The 21592-nt window shown below is 74.7% G+C and carries 10 protein-coding genes; 6 read left to right on the top strand and 4 right to left on the bottom strand.

The window, feature by feature from the left end:
- Positions 1 to 4: 4 nt before the first annotated feature.
- Positions 5 to 7942 (bottom strand): hypothetical protein, encoded by a 7938-nt coding sequence (locus MXD60_RS07265; RefSeq protein ID WP_248818211.1) that lies wholly within the window; start codon positions 7940 to 7942, stop codon positions 5 to 7.
- 218 nt (positions 7943 to 8160) lie between these two features.
- Here MXD60_RS07265 and MXD60_RS07270 point away from each other — a divergent pair, with 218 nt between their 5' ends.
- From MXD60_RS07270 to MXD60_RS07280, 3 genes are read left to right on the top strand one after another with little or no spacing between them, the layout of a single operon-like run.
- Entirely contained in the window at positions 8161 to 9171 is a 1011-nt protein-coding gene (locus MXD60_RS07270; RefSeq protein WP_248818212.1) for an LXG domain-containing protein, read from the top strand.
- Positions 9172 to 9181: 10 nt separating this feature from the next.
- A complete protein-coding gene (locus MXD60_RS07275) occupies positions 9182 to 9475 on the top strand; it encodes a hypothetical protein (RefSeq protein WP_248818213.1) in 294 nt (97 codons plus the stop codon).
- A gap of 44 nt (positions 9476 to 9519) precedes the next feature.
- Positions 9520 to 9828, top strand: a complete 309-nt coding sequence (locus MXD60_RS07280) for a WXG100 family type VII secretion target (protein ID WP_248818214.1) — start codon at positions 9520 to 9522, stop codon at positions 9826 to 9828.
- Positions 9829 to 9832: 4 nt separating this feature from the next.
- Here the strand turns inward: MXD60_RS07280 and MXD60_RS29310 are convergent, their stop codons facing one another.
- Genes MXD60_RS29310 through MXD60_RS29315 form a run of 3 tightly spaced genes read right to left on the bottom strand, consistent with a single transcriptional unit; the run spans position 9833 to position 17206 of the window.
- The gene (locus MXD60_RS29310) at positions 9833 to 14467 is read right to left on the bottom strand and encodes an FtsK/SpoIIIE domain-containing protein (protein ID WP_248818215.1); all 4635 of its coding nucleotides are present in this window, start codon (positions 14465 to 14467) and stop codon (positions 9833 to 9835) included.
- Positions 14464 to 15939 carry a hypothetical protein gene (locus tag MXD60_RS07290; RefSeq protein WP_248818216.1) on the bottom strand — a complete coding sequence of 492 codons (1476 nt, stop codon included), beginning with the start codon at positions 15937 to 15939 and terminating at the stop codon, positions 14464 to 14466. Before MXD60_RS07290 ends, MXD60_RS29310 begins: the two co-directional genes overlap by 4 nt.
- Positions 15932 to 17206 carry an RICIN domain-containing protein gene (locus tag MXD60_RS29315; RefSeq protein WP_248818217.1) on the bottom strand — a complete coding sequence of 425 codons (1275 nt, stop codon included), beginning with the start codon at positions 17204 to 17206 and terminating at the stop codon, positions 15932 to 15934. The genes MXD60_RS07290 and MXD60_RS29315 overlap by 8 nt, the downstream gene beginning before the upstream one ends.
- 421 nt (positions 17207 to 17627) lie before the next feature.
- Here MXD60_RS29315 and MXD60_RS07300 point away from each other — a divergent pair, with 421 nt between their 5' ends.
- From MXD60_RS07300 to MXD60_RS07310, 3 genes are all read left to right on the top strand, one after another.
- Positions 17628 to 19835: a chorismate-binding protein gene (locus MXD60_RS07300; RefSeq protein WP_248818218.1), complete on the top strand. Its 2208-nt coding sequence runs from the start codon at positions 17628 to 17630 to the stop codon at positions 19833 to 19835.
- 38 nt (positions 19836 to 19873) lie between these two features.
- On the top strand, positions 19874 to 20482 hold the full coding sequence (locus MXD60_RS07305; RefSeq protein ID WP_248818219.1) for a GNAT family N-acetyltransferase: 609 nt from the start codon (positions 19874 to 19876) through the stop codon (positions 20480 to 20482).
- 110 nt (positions 20483 to 20592) lie between these two features.
- Positions 20593 to 21543, top strand: coding sequence for an NAD(+)/NADH kinase (locus MXD60_RS07310; protein ID WP_248818220.1), 951 nt, complete (start codon positions 20593 to 20595; stop codon positions 21541 to 21543).
- Positions 21544 to 21592 lie beyond the last annotated feature (49 nt).

Genomic DNA, 21592 nt, shown 5'->3' on the forward strand with positions numbered 1-21592 from the left:
GCGTTCAGTCATCGCCGCCCGTACCGGCGATCTCGGGTGGCGCGACGATGTGGCTCGGCGCGGGGGTGCCCTGGCCGACGTCCTTGGGCATCGTGATGTTGTCCTGGGGACGCACGCCGATCGCCTTGAGCAGCAGGAAGGCACCCATCGCCCGTTCGGCGACCCGTTCGATGTAGATCGCGGTGAGGTCGACCAGGCCGCCGCGGTGGAAGTAGCGCCCGGAGCCGGCCAGGTGGGTGATCGTCCGGGCGCCACCGATCGTCGAACTGATGATCAGCGTTCCGGCGCCGCCCCAGGCGCCGGCGAGGGCGGCCTGGCCGCCGTGGAGCGGAATGTAGTCCTTGGGCAGACCGAAGGCGGCCGCGTTCACGGCGTTCGCGACGTACGAGGCGACGAAGTTCACGACGATCGTGCCCTGGAAGTAGTCGTAGGCACTCTGCCGCCAGCGGGGCGGGTTCTCGGTCGAGGCCCAGTCGTTGTCCCAGAACTTGTCGTGGTTGTAGGGGCTGCGGTTCCAGTCCTTGCCGCTGTCGAGGTTGGCCAGGCCGTCCTTGTAACCCTTGGCCACCTTCCACCGGTCGTGGACCACACTGTTGGTGATCTTGAGTGAGGTGCCGACGGCGGAACCGGTCAGCGCCCGGAACCAGTCCTCCTTGTGCAGGTCGCCCTGGTTGAAGGCGAGGGCCAGCCCCACCTGGGCGGTGAAGTCCATCAGGAACTCCTGGGTGAGGTCCAGCGCGGCCTTCTGCAGCGTGCGGCGCAGCGGGCTGACGAACTCCCCGACCAGTCCGTCGATCGCCTTGTACTGCAACCGGTTGGATTCCCGCCACATCCGGTTTTTGCCGCGGAACTCACTGGCGAGGCCCCGGAACTCGAACTCGCGGCCGACGGGGCCGAACCCGCGGTGCTGGATCGACCAGCGGTTCAGCGGGCCGCGTTCCCACACCGTGCCGGACAGGGAACGGAAACGCAGCAGCCGGCCGCCCGCGTCGGTCTCCCGCCACTGCTTGTGGAAGCTCTCGGTCTCCCGGAACAGCCCGGGTTCGGGCTCTGTCCGGGTCCGGAACACCGCGCCGTGGTCGTACTCCCGCCAGGTTCCGTGGCCGATGGGGTCCAGCGGCCCCCGGGGCGTGTCGTAGATGAGCACCCGGCCGCCCGCCGTTTCCCGAAGGACGTTGTTGGTCTGCTCGTCGACGTCGCGCCACGGGGCGCGCCCGGTGCCCGCCGGGGCATGATCCTGCCAGGTGCCGTTCGCGAGCTGGAACTCACGCTTCACCTCACCCCCCTCCCTGGTGCCGTCGATACCGCGGATCTCCGATCTCCAGCTTCCATCCGCCTGCCGCCACGCGGCGAGCGACCTGCCCCGGTCCAGGGCCCGCAGGTCGCGCACCGCGACCTGCGCGTTGCCCATGAGGGTGAAATCGCGGTAGGAATCGTCCCAGGCGCCGGTCCAGCGCTTGTTGCGGCCACTGACGCGGATCCCCGTGTGGGTGCCGTCGTCCCACGTCCACGTGCCGGTGCGGGGGTCGCCCTCGGCGTGCACCGTGATCGGCGCGACGGCGCCGTCCGCCCCCGCGGGGCCGCGCCCCGGCCACTCGTCACGACGATCGATGATCTGCCCCATGGTGTTGCGGGTGATCGTCCGCGCGGGCGCTTCGGCCGGGGCGAACGCCGCGGCCGGCGGCTGGTTCGGGTCGAACCTGGGCCGGTCGGCGGGTCGGACCACGTGGACGATGTTGCCGTGGGTGTCGGTGTAGCGCACGACCCGCCATTCGGCGGCGGCGTCGCCGCCCTGGGTGGCGTCCACCCAGTGCCGGCCGTCGCCGGAGAAGAACCGGGTGCCCGACTGCCCGCCGTTCGTCCAGCGCAGGGTCCGCCCGGCGGGTTGCGGGACTCCACCCGGCGGCAGCGACTCCCAGGTGCGGTGCGCGCCCTTGCCGATCTCCAGGGTGCTGCCGTCGTCGAGTTTGAGCTTCCCCCGGACGAACAGGCCGTCGCGGGTGAAGTCGGAGTACGAGCCGTCGGGGGTGACCGCCCGTACGCCGGAGTGCAGAACGTTGCCGCCCGCGGTCTGCTCGGTCCACCGGAAGACCTGGTAACGGCTGTCGCCGCGGACCAGGCCGGGGTTGGGGAAGTCGACCGCGCCGAGTTTCCTCCCCAGGACCCGGGCGGCGAACCAGTGGGCGCCGGTGAGGGTGTCGGGGTTGCGCCACAGCAGCTGCGGCGGTTTCTGCTCGGCCCAGCGCGTGGTCACCAGATGGTTGCCGTTGTGCAGGACCTCCAGGGAGCCGGTGTCCTTGAGCTGCGGGGAGAACTCCTTGTAGGCGACGGACGGCGCGCCCTGGGTGATCGGGTGCTCGCGGTAGTGCAGGGCGTTCGCGAAGGAGTGGTACACCGAGTTGTACTGCTGGGCGGTGGCCGGGGTGCCGGTCGGGTCGTGGACGTCGAGCCAGGTCTGCCGCATGCGGCTGAACACGCGGACGCCCTCGGCGGCCAGCGTGCCGTCCGCGGTGAACCGGTACCAGCGCCACGAGCCGTCGGCCTGGGCTTCGGCGCGCACCACCCCGTCGGCGGTCGTACGCCCCTTGCGCACGGTGATGTTCAACGGCCAGTGGTGCTGGTCGTCGACCCACATCCGACCCTCGGGGAGGTCCGTGAAGGTGCGCGTGCCCCGCCCCGTCCAGGTGCCGGGCGTGCCGGCGTGGCTGCCCGCCCACGCGTGCCAGTAGCGCCGGCCGCCGGTGGCACGGAAGACCTCCAGCGTGGGTCGCGGATGGCCGGTGCCCGTCCCGAGGGACTCGCGGCTGTAGAACGGTTTGCGGTCGGCGCCGACGAGTTCGACGTCGCCGGTGACCTTCGTCGTGACGCTGCCGCCGCTGTTGTATGCCGCGCGCGGGTTCCCGTCCCGGTCGAGGTTGCCATGGCCGGCCCGCAACCGGCCGGTGCCGTTCGACCGCGTCCACGTTCCGTCCCGTCCCGGTGGTATCTGGCCGTCGCGCGCCGGCTTCGGCCGGTAGGTGACCGACAGGTGGGTGCCGTCGGCGGTGCCGTCGCGGCGCAGCACGGTGATGTGTTCCGAGAGCAGCTTGCCGTTGCTGGCGATCACCCGGTGGTCGCCGTTGTGCGGACCCGGGGCGGTGTCGGTGATCCGGTAGCCGACGCCGGGCTCGACGTCGACCCGCACGCCCGGGACCGCGGCGTTGTTGTGCAGCAGGCGGGCCTGAACGGCGCCGTGGGCGTCCAGCTGGGCGTGGATGAGGTTCGGCCCGGCGGTGCCGTAGGGGCTGGACGTCAGGACGGTCTCCTCGACGATGCGGCCGTCGGGGGTCTGGCGCATCATCTCCCCGGCCGCGTTGGTGAACCGGTAGTCGCCGTTGACGCCGTGGATCGCGGTCCACTCCCGGGGTGCCTCCGCCGGCAGGCCCGCAAGATCATGGCGGGCGGTCCCGGCGAGCAGGTCGATGTGCACCGTGCCGGCGGCGTTCCCGCCGAGGTCGGTGAGGGCGCCGCCGCGGGCGATGAGGGTTCCCCGCGCGTCGAACCGCTGCCAGGACGCGGCCGCCGCGTCGGTGAGCAGATGGTCCCCCGCCGGTGTGCGCTGGTAGGTGAGGCGCCGCGGGTCCTGTCCCGGTGCCTGGCGCAGGTCCGCCCAGCCGCCGTGCGGGTCGATCTCCACCTGGCCGAGCAGGCCGGCCTGCGGGTGGCCGGGCGCGCCCCGCACGTCCAGGCCGAACCGGGTCAGGGTCCCGTCGGCGCCGAACAGCTGCCACGAGCCGTCTGGGGCGGTGATCCGATGCTCCCCGGCCGCCGTCCGCAGATAGTCGACATTGACGTCGCCGTCCGCGCCGTGCAGCACCCCCGTCCCGGCATTCGGGTCGACCTCCAACCGACCCAACGCGAGGTTGTCCGCGCCCCGTACGTCCAAGCCGAACCGGGTCAAGGTGCCGTCCGCGCCGAACTGACGCCACGAGCCGTCCACCGCGGTGATGCGGTGCTCCCCGGCCGCCATCTCCGCGTAGTCGAACCGGGCCTGCTCCCCGCCCGGCCCGTGCAGCACCGCCGAGCTCTCGTTCGGGCTGATCTCCAGCTGTCCCAGCGGTCCCGCTCCCGGGCCGGCGTCGCGGACCGGCAGGCCGAACCGGGTCAGGTCGCCGTCGGCGTCGAACTCGCGCCACGTGCCGTCCCCGGCGGTGATGCGGTGCTCCCCGCCCGGCCCCGCCGCGTGGTCGTAGGTGACCGGTGCCCGTCCGCCCGGGTCGTGCAGCGTCGCCCTGCCCTCGCCCGGACCGATCTCCAGGTGGCCGAGGCGGCCCAGGGAGTCGGTGAGGGTCAGACCGCCGCCGGAGTCGGTGAGGATGCCCTCGGCGTCGTACACGCGGTAACGGCTGGCATCGTCCGGGTCGACGATCCGGAAGCCGCCGGCGGCCTCGGTGACCTCGCCACGGAAGATCACCTCGTCGTCGGCACCGAGGATGTGACCGTGGTGGGTCGCGCTGCCCCACAGCGAACCGCCGGAGGGGGGCTCGACGATGAGGTACAGGTCGTGCGCAAGGTCGCGGCTGACGATGCTCTCGCCGCGACCGGCGAACCCGAACAGGCCGGCCAGGCCGCCCAGCACGGTGTTCATGCCGCCGAGGATGCGGGGCCGGGCGAGCAGGGAACGGCGCAGCTCGTCGAGCTCGGTGTCGTGCAGGTGGGCCGGGTTGAGGCCGAGGGCGTCGAGACGCTCGTCGGCGACGCCGAAACGGGTCTGGGCGTCGGCCAGGGCGGCGGTGGCGTCGAGCTGGGCGGGGGTGGCGGCGTTCTTGGCCCTGCCGAGGACGGAGGCGGGGACCGAGCTGGTGGCGCGCGAGGGCGCACCCGGCCGTGGGTGCAGCCGGTCGTAGGCGTCCTGGGCGTCGGCGAGCTGGTGCAGCGCGATGCGGTACTGCGCCCAGGCCCGTTCGCCCGCCGCCGCGACGGGATCGGCGACCCCGCTGGCCCGCAGCGTGGACAGGAGTTTGTGGTGCAGGGATTCCTTGATCTGCAGGTCCTTGGCGGCCCGTGCGAGCCGCACCCCGGCCGCGGCGGGATCCGGCCCGGCGGAGGCCCGCGTGACCGCGAGCTGTTCCTGGGCGTGGCGGACCTCGCCGTTGCTGCGGGCGAGGTCGTCGAGGGCCGCGTCGAGGCCCTTCGCCTCCGTCGGCCCGGTGTGCGCGGGGCCGCTGGGCGACGGGCCGTCACCCGGCAGTCCGCCGTCGGACGGGCCACCGCGGGAGGGACCGCTGTGGGAGGGCAGGGGCCGGGTTGGCTGGGGGTGCGCGGGCGTCGGGTCGAAGTGGGGCGAGGCTCCCGCGGTATCCAGGCGCGGGCCGGGGCCGTGGCTGCCGGCCAGGGACGGCTCGCCCAGCCGGGCGCTCGCCCCGTCCGGGCCGGCGCTGGGCCGTGCGTGCGTCACCGTGACCTCGCCGCGGGGCGGCTCGGCGAGCAGGTCGAGTGCGCTACGGACCGGCTGGTCGCCCGGCCCGGAGCGCCGCCCGCCGGCGGCGGCGGCCGAACCCGCCGTGGTGTGCTCGCCGGCGCCGGGCCGGTGCGCCCCGACGCCGACCAGTTCGCCGGGACGGCCGCCGGTCGCGGCGCCGAGCGTGCCCTCGGCGCCGCCGGTGAGATGAGTGCCGCGGATCTGTACTCCGCCGGCGCCGATGACCAGCTCGGGGCCGGCCTGCGCCGGCAGGTGCCCCGGGCCGCCGCCTGCCGCCGCCGGCCGGGCCGGGGCCGGCGCGGCAGTGTCGAGCGCGCCCGGCGAGGCGGGGTGGCCGGCACCGGTGAGTTCCGGGCGAGCGGCCGGGAGCGCCGGGGAGCCGGGCTGGACGAGGTGTCCCGGCTGACCGTCGCCGAGGGTCCGCACGGGTGAACGCCCCTCGGCGACGCTCCCAAGGTCCACCGTGCTCCCCGAATGCGCCGTACTCCCCGCGTGCGTCGCGCCACCGGAATGCACCATGCCACCGGGATGCGAGGTGCCGCCCGCATGCACGGTGCCGGCGAGGCTCATGGTGCCGGCGGGGTTCATGGTTCCGCCGACGTGCATGCTGCTGGTGCCGACCATGATGCGGCCGTCGTCGGCCGCGTTGAGGTTGAACGCGACCCGGCCGTCGGAGAGCTGCAGGGCGCTGACGTCGCCGTTCGCCGCCGCGCGCAGTTCCGGCAGCGCGGCCACCGACTGGTCGGTGGCGTGGTGGGCGGCGAGGCGGGCCGGTGAGGTCAGGTCACCGGCGTTCAGTCCCGCGGTCGGGGCGATCCCGCTCAGGGGGTTGCCGTCGCCGAGCGGGTGCAGGCCGGTCGGCGACAGGTTCGCCGCCGTCGACACGCCGTGGGCCAGGGCGGGGCTCGACCCGCCGGGCAGCGTGGTGGCGAGGTTCTCCCCGGCGGTGGTGGGCAGGTGGACGCCGGCCAGCGACGAGCCGGGCAGCACGACCTGCCCGCCGAGGCCGCCGGCCTGCCCCGGGTGGGCGGAGACGCCGGCACCCAGCATGGAGTGGATACCCGAGACCCCCGCGGCGGGCTCAGGCACCAGCAGGCCGGAGTCGGCGTGTGTCATGCCGGGCTCGGGGACGTGCAGGTTGTGCAGGACGCCGTCGGTGACGCGCACCGCACCGCCGGCGGCCTGGAAGATCTTGACCCGGGCGGCGAGCGCCGCGTGGTCGCCGATCCCCAGGCCGCGACCGAGCACGGCGAGCCGGAAGGCGTCGTGCACGCCGAGGGCACCGATCTCCACCCCGTGGAGCGGCAGGAAGATCTTGAGCCATTTCCACTCGCCGAACTCGTTGCTCAGCAGTCGCGGTATCGCCCGCAGCCCGCTGCCGATCCCGCTGACGAGGTCCCGGGCGAGTCCGGGAACGGCCGCCACGCTGGCGGCGAGCGCCTCCGGCAGCCGGCCTCCGGCGGCGGCGATGCTGCCTAGCAGTTCCCCGGTGGCGGCGGGGAACCCCAGCACGGCGCCCTTGAGGGTGACCAGGCCGCGCGACGCGAGGACGTCGGCGACGCTGAATGTTTTGATCTTCCACAGGGAGCCGGAGCGGACGGTGCGGCCGATCGTGGCGGCGATGTCGCCGATGCCGTTGACGATGGTCGTGAGGTTGAGGGTGGTGACCGCGTGCCAGAAGTCGTTGCCGAGCCGGGCGATCGTCTTCCCCGTCGCGCTGACCGCGTCCTTGATGGTGGTCAGGGCGCCGCGGACGATGTTCTTCAGGGTGGCCAGCGCGATGAGCGGTTTCGTGGAGGGCCCGAGCAGGCCGAGCAGGCCGATCACCAGGCCCGCGATGTTCGTCTTGCCCTCGGCGAAGTCGATGACCGCCTTGGTGGCCAGGACCGCGTTCAGGCCGAGGGCGAGCAGGCCGATGGGCCCGCCGACGAACACGGCGACGACCGTGATCGCCAGCACGATCCAGCCGAAGATCTCCCAGAAGACCTCGCAGGCGGACTTCTTCGGGTTCGGTGAGTGGATGAACCCCCGCGCGCCGCGGATGGTCTCGGCGGCGCTCTTCGCGGCCCGCTCCTGGTCGCCGCCGGCGGCCTTGGCGTCGCCGGCGAGGGTGTCTCGGCGCTGGTCGTCGGCGGCCAGGCCGGCCGCCTGGGCGAGCGCGGAATCCGCCCGGGCCTGGGCGTCGCGCATCGCGGAGAGGTAGGAGCGCACGGCCGGCTCGGTCTGGTGGAACGCCTGGCGGACCCCGCCGACGAAGTCCTGGATGGCGGTGTTGACGGTGTCGCGCAGCCAGTCCGCGGTCTTGCCGACGAAGGCCCCCTCGCCGCTCTTGGCGACGACCTGGCGCAGGCCGGTGTCGGCGGCGTCCGCGTGCCCGGCCATGGTGACCATGAAATCGGCGACGCCCGCCAGCGCGTCGGGGTCGCCGGGGGTGGGATCGCCGGGCAGTCCGAGCGGGGACCAGTCGGTCGGTCGTGGCACGCGGCCCTCCTCGTGGCTGCCCGCGGCGGCTCCCGGTGTCCGCGTGCGCGGAAGGTGCCGCTGTCGAGAGCACCTTCGCTCGACGGGTACTGCGCCCCCGTCGGGTACTACGCGCCGACCCGGTCGTCTGGTTCACCGGTGAACCCTGTGGCCCACGGCGCGCGTAGTAGGAGGCAGTGGGCCGTCCCGCCGGCCCGTCGCCGCGGACAGGAGCCGGCATGGTTGATCTCGTGCTCGACTACAACCTGCTGCATGAGCTGGCCGCCAGCATGCAGAGTCTGCGCGGGCAGATCCAGACCGACGTCGAGTCCGTCGGGGGGCGCGCGGTCGTCAGCAGCCAGGGCGAGGTCGGGTCGGACGCGGTGGGCAGCGCGACCCTGTTCGCCGCGCTGAGCGCGTTCTACAGCACCTGCCACAAGCCGTTCAAGGACTCGATGGACAAGCTTGACGAGCTGGCGAAGCTGCTCGACAGCGTGGCCAAGGCCTACTTCGACCTGGACAGCGACATCTTCACCAAGGTCAACGAGGGCCGGGTGCAGGCGCAGATCGCCCAGTGGAAATCCAAGGAAGAAGCCTGGAAGCACTACCAGGAGACCAAGGACCAGGTCATCACCTACAAGTACTACGACGAGAACGGCGTGCTGCGGACCGCGACCATCCCGCTGTGGGGCAAGGACCGACCGCCGCCGCAGGACCCGGGGGCGGCGCCGACCACCCTGGCGGGGCCGGGTGGCACCGGCACCACCACCGCCACGGAGGTCGACGGTGACGGCAGGGTGATCTCCGAGACCAGCAACATCACCTCGCCCAGCGGGCTGAGCTACTCGGAGAAGACGACCTACACCTACCAGGACTTCAACGGCGACGGGACGACCGACACCGTCGACTACACCACCACCGTCACCCACTCGGACGGCAGTAAGGAGGTCATCACGCAGACGACGAACCCCGACCGGACCTACGTGGTGACCAGCACCACCGACGACGGGACGACCTCGACCACGGTCACCCCCAGTGACCACGGGCAGTACCACAGCGTGACGGTTGACCCCGACGGCAACACGACCACCACCTCCGTCGTGCTCATGCCCGACGGCACGGGCACGAAGGTCGTCACCGGCCCGAAGGGAACCGACACCTACACCGGCGATCCCGAGCGTGGCCTGTGGACGTCGACGTCGCACGAGGACCCGCCGTCGGACGACCCCTACACCCCCATCAACGAGTAAGGAGCGGCGCATGGCGGACATCACGATCGACTACGAGCAGGTGAACGGGGTCGCGACGCAGCTCAACGCCGCCGTCGCCGAGACGGTGCCGAAGCTGACCGCGCTGCAGTCGGCGGTGACGGGCCTGCTGACCAACGGCGGTGGCCTGTGGCTGGTGCGGTCCAGCCCGACGCTGCAGCAGCAGTACACCGATTTCAACACCTCGGTCACCAGCGCAGTCAACAACATCACCAGCTTCGCGCACCAGTTCAACAACATCGTCTCGCAGCTGCAGGCGATGGACGCGGCGATCAGCAGCACCTAGCCGGGCGCACCCGGCCGGACAGCAACCTACGGAGGAATCAGCACATGGCGGAGATCGACGTCGACTACGGCCAGGTCCGCGCCGTGGCCGGCCGTCTGACCAGCGAGGGCAGTGAGATCCAGAGCACGCTCACGCTGCTGCAGTCGCGGGTGACCGAACTGCTCACCAGCTCCGGCGGACTGTGGATGACGCAGTCCAGCCCGGTGATGAGCGCCCAGTACGCCGAGTTCAACGCGTCGCTGACCGCGGCGATCCAGAACATCGGCAAGTTCGCGGAGAGCTTCAACATGATCTCCCAGAACCTGCAGACGATGGACGCCTCTCTGGCGAAGCCCTCGGGGTCGGACGCCTGAGGGCTCAGCGCAGCACGGTGTGGGGGATCGTGATGGTGCGCAGCGTCCCGGCCGCGTCGGCGATGTGACCGCGGCCGGGACGCACCCCGGCGCGCAGCAGGCTCGGCGGGATCCTGGTCCCCAGCAGGTCGCCCTCCAGGGAGGACTGCGGCGCGAGCAGCACCCCCTGGCGGGAGCGGCGGGCCTCCCCCAGCCAGCCGCTGATCGACTGGCTCAGCGCCTCGCCGCTGCCCGCGAAGGCCAGCCCGACACCCCGGTCCCGCCCGGCGGAGACGATCTCGCGCAGCGGCGCCTCCAGCGGTGAGGAGAACCCGAGCAGGTCCACGTCGTCGACGAGGACGACCGCCGGTCCCTCGACGGTGAGGTTCGCGTCGAGCCCGGCGAGGGCGACCTGGGGGTGGGCGGCGAGACGGCGCAGCGGTGAGTCCCGCGGGGTGAGCACGACCAGCCTGGTGCCGCCGGCGAGCAGCGACACGGCCAGCGTCGCCAGCGTGTTGCTGCGCCCCGAGCCGGGGGGCCCGGCGATGAGGAACGTGTGGGCGCGCCCGGCGAAGTCGAGCAGCACCGGCGCGGCCGCGTCGCCGCCGACGCCGAGCAGAGCCCGCAGCGGGCCGCGGTCGGCCGGTCCGACCTTTTCGAAGGCGTCGGCGAAGGCCATCGGGGCGGGCAGCGCGGCGATGGGGAACGGCCGCCGCTCGGCGGGCACGTCGCGGTCCCGGCCCGCGGCCCGCACGGCGATCCGGCGCAGCGCCTCGGCCTGCGCCTGGCCGGCCGGGTCGGGGTCGAGCAGCGCGATCTGGATCTCGCCCTGGTCCACCGACCGCCAGCCACGACCCGCCGGGACGTGGGCGGGGATGCGCTGCGGCGGGACGCGGATCGCGGCGTAGTCGCCGCGGTCGCCCATCCGCAGCAGGACGCGGTGGTCGTTCAGCCCGGCGGCGCGGCCCGCGAGCAGGCCCCGGTCGGCGGTGGCGACCAGGTGCATCCCGGCGCCGGTGCCCTCCCGCAGCAGGCTGAGCAGGGCCTCGTAGAGCCGGCCGCCGTCGTGCTCGGGCAGGGTCGCGGCGAGGGAGTCCCAGCCGTCGATGAGGAGCAGCAGATGGGCGGGGGCGCTGCCGGCGGGCATCGCCGCGCGCAGTTCGTCCAGGCCGGCGCAGGAGTACTCGGCGAGCAGGCTCTGGCGGCGGGTGAGTTCCGCGCCGAGACGGTCGCAGAGCCGGCCGAGCCGTTCCAGGTCGGTCCCGCCCACGACGGCGCCGCAGTGCGGCAGGTCGGCGAGCACGGCGAGCGCGCCGCCGGCGGCGTCGATGCCGTAGAGGTGGACCTCGGCGCAGGTGTGCGCGCGGGCCAGCGCGCCGGCGAGGGTGCGCAGCGTCTGGGAGCGCCCGGAGCGCGGCGCGCCGAGGACGTAGAGGTGCCCGAACGTCGCCAGGTCGGCGCACACCGGCTGCTGGTGCTGGCGGTGCGGCAGGTCCACCAGCGCGTACGGCACGCCGCGGGCCACGCTGTCGCGCAGGAGTTCGTCGAGGTCGTCGAGGACCACCCGCGGGCTCAGCGCCGGCAGCCAGGGGCTCGGCTGGGGCTGGTGGGGGGTCCGCCCCGCGGCCTCGCGGACGAGGTCGACGAGCACGTCGAGGTCGGTGGGTCCCAGGTCGCCCCCGGCGGTCGGGTCGTCGTCGTGCGTACCGGCCGGGTCGGGCGTCGCCGGCGGCAGCGCCCGGCCCAGCGCGCTCCACGGCAGCGCCACGGGGCTCACCGGCCCTTTGTCCGCGTCGGTCCCGGCGCCGCCGGTCGTTGCCGGGCCGGCGGTCGTTGCCGAGACGGCGGAGGATACCGGGGGCGGCGCGGTGGGCGGGCGGTGGGGGGCGCCGCAGTAGGCGGTCTGGAACAGCAGCGTGGACCGGTGCGCCACCCGGGCCAGCGCCCGCCCGGGGGTCGCGGCCGGGATGAGGGCCGCGTCCCGGGTGTCGACGACGTCGGTGCTCTCCATCGGGTCGGTCACCCGCAGGGCGATGCGCAGGTTGGTGTTCGCCCGGATGTCGCCGGTCACCACCCCGGCGGGCCGCTGGGTGGCGAGCACCAGGTGGATGCCCAGCGAACGGCCCCGCTGCGCGAGGCTGACCAGGCCCGGGATGAAGTCGGGCACCTCCCGGGCGAGGGTGGCGAACTCGTCGATCACCAGCAGCAGCCGGGGCAGGGCGGGCAGCCCCGGGTCCCGCGAGCGCAGCGCCCGGTAGTGCGTGATGTCCTTCGCCTCGGCCGCCGCGAGCAGCTCCTCGCGTCGGCGCAGCTCCGCGGCCAGTGACTCCAGCGCCCGCACGGCCAGCGCCGGGTCGAGGTCGGTGACCATGCCGAGGGTGTGGGGCAGCCGCGCGCAGCCGCGGAACGCGCTGCCGCCCTTGTAGTCGACCAGGACGAAGACCAGTTCGTCGGGCCGGTTGTGGGCGGCGAGCGCGCCGACGAGGGTCTGTAGCAGCTCCGACTTGCCGGCGCCGGTGGTGCCCGCGACCAGCGCGTGCGGCCCGTCGCGGACGAGGTCGAGCACGACCGGCCCGTCGAAGCCGACGCCGAGGGGGAAGCGGGTCGACGCCGGCTGGGCCGCCCAGGCGGCGACGAGGACGCGGGGATCGGGCGGCCCGGGCACGCCCGGGCCGGTGAGCCCCAGCAGGTCCAGCAGCCGCACCCGGTCGGGCAGCCCGTCCCCGGCGTCGGGGCTGATGTCGCGCAGCGGAGCCAGCGCGCGGGCGACCCGCTCGCACCAGGGCACCGTCACCAGGTCGGGACGCACCCCGGGCACCTCCGGCACGTCGGTCTGGCGCACCGCCAGCACGTCGCCGTCGCAGCGGATGACGGTGGTGCACTCCTCGGGCAGCAGCCGCACCTCGGTGTCCAGGCAGAGCGCGAAGATCCGCACGGCCGGGCCCTCGGTGAGCACCTGGATCATTCCCGGCACGTCGCGCAGCCGCCGGGCTCCGTCCACGAGCACGACCACGTCGGGCTGGGTGAACATCACCGGTCCGAGCGCCGACTCGCGGGCCTGCGCGCGGACCCGGATCTGCGCCTGCAGTTCGGCGACGCGGTGCGCGACGGTCTCGGGGTCGTTGCCGATCGACACCGCGGGCCCACCGGCGCCACCCGCGGCGCCCGGGCGGCTGTGCGGCAGCCAGCGGGTCCATGCCCAGCTCGACCGGCCGCCGCTGTCGGTGAGCACGACGATCCGCAGGTCGCGGGGGCTGTGCAGGACGGCGCACTGGACGAGCAGCCAGCGTCCCAGCGCGTGCGCGTGCGCCCGCGTGCCGGCCACGCCCACCACGCCGCGGGCGGCGACGTCCACCGCGAGGGGTACCTCGGGGACGTTCCACCGCAGCCGATGGTCGTGATCGTCGAGGGCGGGGTCCTCCACCTCGACGAGGGACGGCTGGTCGACGGTGCCGACCCGCAGCAGGAGATGGTCCGGATCGGTGCGCCGGCGTTCCCACAGCCGGTGGCCCGGGCCGGTCGCGGTGAGCCCGACCGCCGCGGGATCGGGGGCGGCCTGGGCGCGGGCCGCGCGTTCGGTGCTGACCACGGCGCCCAGGTCGGCCGCGACCACGGCGCGCCGTGCCCGGTAGCGTGCCGCCTCCGTCCGGTAGCGGCGGCGCCCGCCGCGCCGTTCCTGGTTCCAGTTGGCGAACGCCAGCACCGGGCTGAACAGCATGATGACGACGAAGAACAGCGTGTGGAAGAACCACACGAACGCCAGGCCCAGCAGCATCGGCGCGATCATGAGCAGCAGCGGGATGGGCCTGCGCACGGGCGGCGTCGGCGGCACGGGGAAGCGCTGGCGGGAGGCGAGCAGCGGCGGCACGATCCGCGGCGGCCGGTTGAAGTCAAGGCCCAGCACATCCTCCGACGGCGTGATGGCCGCGTCGGCGGTGAAGCACTCGGCCAGTCGCAGCAGCGCCGGTCCGACGACGAGGTCCGAGCCGTCCGCCCAGGCGGTGGCGCCCGGCGCGGTGGCGCCCAGGGGCGTCCAGCGCGGTGGTTCGGGCGGGTCGGGACGGTCCCGCCGTTCGATGCGCATCGCCGCGTGGTGGGGCTCGGTCAGGCGAAGCTGTGGCGCGCGGGGCTGGGTCGTGCGCACCGAGCCCGGGGCGAGATCGGTCAGCCAGGTGTCCCCGTCGTGCCCGACGTGCAGGACCGCGGCCCGGGCGGGGACGTCGTCGGCGGTGAGCCGGATCGCGCAGCCCACGCCTGCGCCGATGTCGTGCGCGCCGACCCCGACCCGCCAGATCCGCCCGGCGTCGGGTCCGCCGACCACCCGCACCTCGAACCACCTGGCGGGTCCGGCTGCGGGGTCCGACGGCTCGTCCGGCGCGACCGGGTTGTCCAGTCCGATCCGCCGGCCCGTCAGGATGCCGCTGTCACCGACCGTCGCGGCCGGGTCCAGGGGTTCGCCGTCCAGGAAGCAGACCGGGTCCGGCGAGGCGGTCAGGCCCTCGGTGAGCGCCCTGATGGTGGTCGTGGGCCGCAGGCGCACCAGCACGTCACGCGCCCCCGGCCCGGCGCTCCCGCCGCCGGTGCGGCCCGCGCCCGCGGTGGCCTCCCGGGGGTCGGGGTCGGGGTCGGCTTCGACGGTGAGAACGACGTCCGTGGTCACTGGCCCGCCGCCGCGGCTCCCGCCGCGACCTCCACGGCCGGTCGCTCACCCGCAGCGGCGGCCTGCCGGCCCACGCCGCGCACCGGCTCCGGGGCAGCGAGCTCGGCTGCCTCACCGCCGGTGGCCCCGGCCGCCGTGCCCACGCGACGGCGGGCGTCGCCGTCGTCGTCCTGGTCGGCCTGGCCGACCCGGACGCGCTCGCCCGCGGCGGCCACACCCAGGGGTGGCGCGCTCAGGGGTGGCGCGCTTGGGGTCGGCATGGTCGGGGTCGGCATGGTCGGGGTCGGCATGGTCGGGGTCGGCGAGCCTGGGGTGTGCGAACCCAGGGGCGGCGAACTCGCCGACGTCGTCCCGGTGGGCACGGTGCCGGCGTTCGGCGGGGCGGCGTCGTTCCCGCCGGGTCGGCGCCGGGTCCGCACGCGGCGGCGAAGCGCACGGTCCAGGCCGCGTTCGAGGGGGGCGGCGTCCGCGTGGACACCGAGCTCGGGCACCGTGACGTGTCCGATCGGATCGATCTCAAGCCTCCACCGCGTCATCCCGAGCCGGCCGACGGTGAGGATCCGCAGCTCGGGATGCTGTTGGACGAGCCGGCCCAGCCGTGGCAGCTCGTCGTCGTCGATACCGGCACACACCAGCACGGTCAGGCCGCCGGCCGGTACCGTGCCCGTGCCGGTCGCCTGCTCGGGTGACCAGTCCGAGTCCGGCGGGCCGTCGAGCAGATCGAGTGCCTCGGACAACGACGGTCCGCGGTAACCGGGCAGGAGCCCCGCCGTGACCGACAACCGCACCCCACCAGCGGTCGTGAGGCCGGCGGCGAGCTGCGCGGCGATCGCCGCGGCGAGCCGACGGGCCCGCGCGGGCGGCCCCTCGATGGTCCCGACCGCCGGGAGCGCGGCCAGGTCCAGCAGTGCCAGGGCCGCGCCCGCGCCCGCAACGAGCCCCACCACGACAGGACAGTGCCCCTGCCCCTGGCCGGCGGGGTCGACGGCCGCGGAGGTGCCGACGACCGCGGGGTCGACGGGCACCCGCGCCGACCCGGCGGCCCGAATCCGCGCCCGGTTGAAGACAGGTCGCGGGATGCCCGCGCCACGGCCGAGGAGGGTGACCCGGATCGAGTCGGCGCTCACCGCGGCGTGCAGCGGTCGGACGCCCGCCGCGCGAGCGGCCGGCTCGGAAGCGGCCGCCTCGTCCGCCGCCGCGGCGAGCGCGGTGACCGTGTCCCGGGCGAGCGCCGGGTCTGCGAGCAGCGCGGCGACGGCGCGCACGTCCCGGCGGAAGCGGTGTCCGGCGGTGCTCACCAGGGCGAGGTCGCGCAGCCCCAGCGCGAACTGACGGCCCAGGCTCCGGATCGTCCGCCGCCAGCCCCACGTGCGGGAGAACCAGTTCGCGAACACCAGCGCCAGGACACCCGCGACGACGGCGGTGAGAACGAGCAGGACGACGCCGCGGTGGGCCCGCAGGATCTCAGGCACGGACCCACCGCTGGTAGGAACCGTCGTTGCACGGCAGCGTGTAGGCGCTGCCGTCACTGCCGCTGTCGAAGCAACGTTTCGTTCCGACGTTGGTCATACTCACGCTGCTGTAGCCGGCGTCGACCATCTTCCACCACTGGTTGGGCTTGCTCTGGCAGACCCGGCTGTAGGCCTGGCCCTTCGCGTTGCTGTCCAGGCACAGTCCGGTCGACTGGTTCTTCAGCATCACCTGGCCGTAGCCGAAGACCGCCCATCGCTCGCTGAGCCGGCCGTCGCAGGTGCTGGCGTAGATGGTGCTGTCCGCGCCGCTGTCGAGGCAGAAGCCGGTGGCGAGATTGGTGAGGATCGCCACCCCCGACTGCGGCTGCCCGGTCGCCGCGGGCGGCGCGGGTGCCTGGACGGGCGCCTGCGCGGGTGCCGGCGGCGCCGGCGTCATGGACACCTCGGGCACGGTCGTCGCCTTCGGGGCGGAGGCCGGCGGGAGGGCCGCCGGCCGGGCGGGAGTGTTCTCCTGACGGTCCGTGCCGGCGGCCGCTGGCGGGCCGGCGGGCTGACGCGCGGGCGGGACGACGGCGCCCTGACCCGCGCTGCCCGGCCCGGGCGCGGGTGTCGCGGCGACTACCGACGCCGCCGGGTACGTGGCGTCAGGCAGCGCGGAGACCGCGGTGCCGCGCGGTTCGGCCGGGCCCGGTCGCGGGAGCCCGGCGGCGGCGGGGGTGTTCGGCAGGTGTGTCGCCGCCGGACTGTCCGCGGTCAGGGACCAGCCGGCATCCAGGCCGGCGGCGGAACCGAGCCCACCGATCAGCCCGACGGCCACGACCGCGACCAGCGCGCCGAGTGTGCCCCAGGCGCGGCGCGGAAGCCCGGCGCGGGGCCGGCGTCCGGGTGGCGTCCGGCGCCAGGCGGCGAGGAACCGCTCGGCATCGGCGTCGGGCTCCGCGCGACCGCCGACCGCACCCGTGTACCCGCCGCCGGCAGCGCCATCGGCGCCAGGGCCATCGGCGCCAGGGCCATCGCCGCCAGGGCCACCGCCGCCAGGGCCACCGCCGTCACCTGCGTCGCCGCCGCCGGCATCGCTGTCGCTGTCGCCGTATCCGGCGTCGTCGTACTGTTCGCCGCCGGGCCCGTTGCCGCCGCGGCCGTCCGTGACCGTGCCGGGGCCGTCGATCACCGTGCTACCCGCTCCGGCGCTGTCGGTCGCGGCGCCAAGTATCACCGTGCGTGGTCCACTGACGCCATACGGCGGCGCCTCCGGCACACCGGCCACCCCTGCCTCACCTCGCCGCCACCCGCATCCGAACCGACGTAGCACGTCAAACCCGAAAGAATCGCAAATCGCCCGATTGGGCACGTTACCGAGGGCAGACAACCGGGTCGAGTGCGTCACCAACCGTTCACATGTGCGTTGCCGCGCGGCCACCAGCGGCTGGCGCGGCCGGCCCACCCCGTCCGCGCCGCCGGGCCCGCGGCGACCGAACGAAACACGCCCGTACTAGAGTGACGGCATGCTCGCCCGCGGGAGTTCCTGGCGGGCCGCCTGTCCGGCGGCCCCGCTGATGCGCGCGTAGCACCATCCACGAGCACGCGGCCGCCCCTCCGGCGGCCGCCGTGGTCAACTCCCTCCCCGGCGTGGAAGCAGCGGCCCCGGTCAGGCCGGCTGTGTGTCCCGACCCACGAGGACACCGACCATGGACCTGCTCCGCCCCCTGCTCGCCGCCGTCTCGGCCGGCGGCGATCCCGGCCCGTTCGCCCTGCTGCGCCGCAGCGGTGCCGACCATCTCGACGTGCTGCGCGGCGAGCTCGCCGTGGTCGACCGGATCGCGGACATCCCGCTGCCGACCGGGCCCGCCGGGCCGCGCACGCTCGCCGTCATCCCCTTCCGCCAGCTCGCCGAGCAAGGCCTGCCCTGCGTCGACGACGGCGCCCCGCTGGAGTGCCTGCGCGTCACCGACCACGGACATCTGTCGCTCACCGAGGCCCTCGCCGCACTGCCCGCCACCGGCCCCGCCGCCACCGGTGGCCACTTCGACCACGACGACGACAAGTACGCCGAGACCGTCCGCACGGTGCTACGCGAGGAGATCGGCCGCGGCCAGGGCGCGAACTTCGTCCTGCACCGCACCTACACGGCCACCCTCGGCGGGCCGCCGCTGGCCGCCGGGCTCGCCGCGCTGCGCCGCCTGCTGAGAGACGAACCGGGCGCCTACTGGACGTTCCTCGTCCACACCGGCGCCCGCACCCTCGTCGGCGCCACCCCGGAACGCCACGTCAGCGCCGCCGGCGGGACGGTGCGGATGAACCCGATCAGCGGCACCCACCGGCTGGGGCCCACCGGCCCCGACCAGGCCGGGCTGCTGCGTTTCCTCGCCGACGCGAAGGAGACCGACGAGCTGTACATGGTCCTCGACGAGGAGCTGAAGATGATGGCCCGCGTCGCCGGCGGGGGCGGGGGGATCAGCGGGCCGCGGCTGACCCGGATGGCCCATCTCGTGCACACCGAGTACCTCCTCGACGGCCGGGGCGACGCCGACGTGCGGGACATCCTGCGCGCGACGATGTTCGCGCCGACCGTCACCGGCAGTCCGCTGCGCAGCGCGCTGCGGGTGATCGCCCGCCATGAACGGCGCGGCCGGCGCTACTACGCCGGGGTGTGCGCCCTGCTCGGCCGGGACGGCACGGGCCACCAGACCCTCGACGCGCCGATCCTGATCCGCACCGCCGAGCTGACCGCCGACGGCGTGCTGCGCGTCCCGGTCGGCGCGACGCTGGTGCGCCACTCCACCCCGCACGGCGAGGTCGCCGAGACCCACACCAAGGCCGCCGGCATCCTCGCCGCCTTCGGCCTGCGCACCCTGCCCCCCCTCCCCTCCCCCGCCGGCCCCCCGCCCCGCGCCGCCCAGCTCCCGCCGACGACCGCGCCGGCATCGGCGACCACATCAGCGCCGGCATCGGCGTCCGCATCCGTGTCGACGTCCGCATCCGTGTCGGCGTCCGCATCCGTGTCGACGTCGACGTCGGTGGACGCGCGGGCGTTCGCGGCGCTGGCCGGAGCCGCGCCGATCGCCGCCGCGCTCGCCGACCGCAACGCCGCCCTGTCCCCGTTCTGGATCGACCGTCCGGCGCCGCGCTCGGCCGCCGTCGCGGCGCTGAGCGGCCGCTCGGCGCTCGTCGTCGACGCCGAGGACGCCTTCGCCGACATGCTCGCCGAGCTGATGCGCGCGCTCGGCCTGGCCGTCACCGTGCGCCCGTGGGACAACCTCACCAGGCCGGCAGCCGACGGCCGGGCACACCGCCCCGGGCACGCGGCGCCCGCGCACCCATCGACTGGGCGCCCCTCGGCTGAGGACGCGGAGCCCAGGCGCGCGACGCGCGGAGGCGCCACGGCCGCGAAGGCGGAGCCTGGGGACGCGGAGCTGCTGGTCATCGGCCCTGGGCCGGGCGATCCGGGCGCGGCCGACGGTGACGGCGACGCGGGGCCGAAGATGGCGGTGCTGCGCGGGCTGATCGCCGGTCGCCTCGCGGCGGGCCGGCCGCTGCTCGCCGTCTGCCTCGGCCATCAGCTACTCGCCAGCCTGCTCGGACTCGCGCTGCACCGCCGCGACGATCCCTACCAGGGCCTGGCCCGCACCATCGACCTGTTCGGCCAGCCGCGCCGCGTCGGCTTCTACTCGACGTTCACCGCCGTGGCCGGGGCGGACGAGCTGGCCTCGGCGCACGGCCTCGTCCGCCTCGCCCGCGACCCCGCCGACGGCACGGTGCACGCGCTGCGGGCCGCGACGTTCACGGGCCTGCAGTTCCATCCCGAGTCGGTGCTCAGCCGCGACGGGCTGGACATTCTGCGGGACGTACTCGCGGATCTGCTCGCACCCACGCCCGCCGCGCCCACCATCGGATAATCCTTTACGTCCGTCCTGCGCGGGAGTTCGGAGGCGACATGGTCATCATCAGGGCGGCCGGCGCGGCGGATGCCGCCGGCATCCAGGCGGTCTACGCACCGTACGTCACCGGGTCGCCGGCGACGTTCGAGGAGGCGGTGCCCGGCCTCGCCGAGCTGCGCGCACGGATGGCCGCGGCGCCGCGCAAGCCGTGGCTGGTCGCCGAGGCCGACGGCGAGATCGTCGGATACGCCTACGCCAGCGCCCACCATGCGCGGGCGTCCTACCGCTGGTCGGCGGACACGTCGATCTACCTGGCCGCGGCCGTGCACCGCCGCGGCCTGGGCCGGGCGCTCTACGATCGGCTCCTCGCCGAGGTGCGCGCGTTGGGATACCTCAACGTCTACGCGGGCATCACGCTGCCGAACGCCGCCAGCGTCACGCTGCACACCGCGGTCGGTTTCGAGCCGACGGGGGTGTATCGCAACGTGGGGTACCGGCTCGGGGCGTGGCGTGACGTCGCCTACTTCGGGATGGCCCTGGCCAGCCCGCTGCCGCCCGCACCCGCCGAGCCCCGCCCCTGGCGTCCCGGCACCGACCTGCCCGCCGGCGACGCGCACGGCCCGGACGGGGGCGGCGGCGCCACGCGCGACGGCGGGGACACGTAGGACGGGCACGGGGCTGAGCCTCGACGCGGCCCGCCGGGCGGCGGGCGCACCGGCGGGGCAGGGTGACGGTAGGCGGACGGTGGGGGGCGACGGTGGTTCGGACGGTCGGAATGGTGCTGCATCCGCGGCGTGACTCCGCGCGGGCGGTCGCGGCGGTGCTCGACTGGGCGGCGCAGCGCGACGTGACGGTCCTCGGCGTCGCCGGTGAGATCGAACGGCTGCGCTGCGCCGCGGTCGCGGTCGACGCCGCGGAGCTCGCCGTCCGCTCCGAGCTGCTGGTCAGCCTCGGCGGTGACGGCACGATGCTGCGGGCGATGCGCCTGGCCGACCGCGGGCACGCCCCCGTCCTCGGGGTGAACCTGGGCCGGCTCGGATTCCTCGCCGAGGTCGACGTTCCCGAGCTGGCCATGGCGCTGTCCGCGATCGACCGCCACGAGTACACCGTCGAGCCGCGCCTGGCCGTCGACGCCGACCTCGGCGTCGACAACGGCGTCGACAACGGCAGGGGCGCGCACGGCGCCGTCCCGGCGAAGACGTTCGTGGATGGTGGTGAGCGCTTCGGTGCGCGGACGATGAGCGCGTTCAACGACGTCGCCGTCGTGCGGATGCCGGGGCAGGGCGGCAGCGCCGCGGTGGAGCTGCGGGTCGGCGGGCGACCGTTCGTCCGCTACGCCGCGGACGCGGTGGTCGTGTCGACCCCGACGGGCTCCACCGCGTACAGCTTCTCGGCGGGCGGGCCGCTGGTCAGTCCGTCCGTCGAGGCGCTGCTGGTGACGCCGGTGGCGCCGCATTCGGCGTTCAACCGGGGCATGGTGCTGTCCGTGCACGACTCGCTGGCCCTGACCGTGCTGCCGGGCAGCGCCCGGCTCGCCGTCGAGATCGACGGTGCGGTGCACGTTCATCTCGACGCCGGGGCGACGATGACGATGACCTCCCGGCCGGCGGCGGTCGGAGTCGTCCGCCTCGGGCACACGACCTTCTACGAACGCGCCGCCCGCAAGCTGCGCCTGGCCAGCTCCGCCGAGGTCGACGGCCCCGCGCCCGGCCCCGGCACGAACTGAACCGCCACCACCACCACCACCACCGACGGCCGCGCCGGGCGATGCCTGG

The sequence above is a fragment of the Frankia sp. AgB32 genome (assembly GCF_023243045.1).
GTDB lineage: Bacteria > Actinomycetota > Actinomycetes > Frankiales > Frankiaceae > Frankia.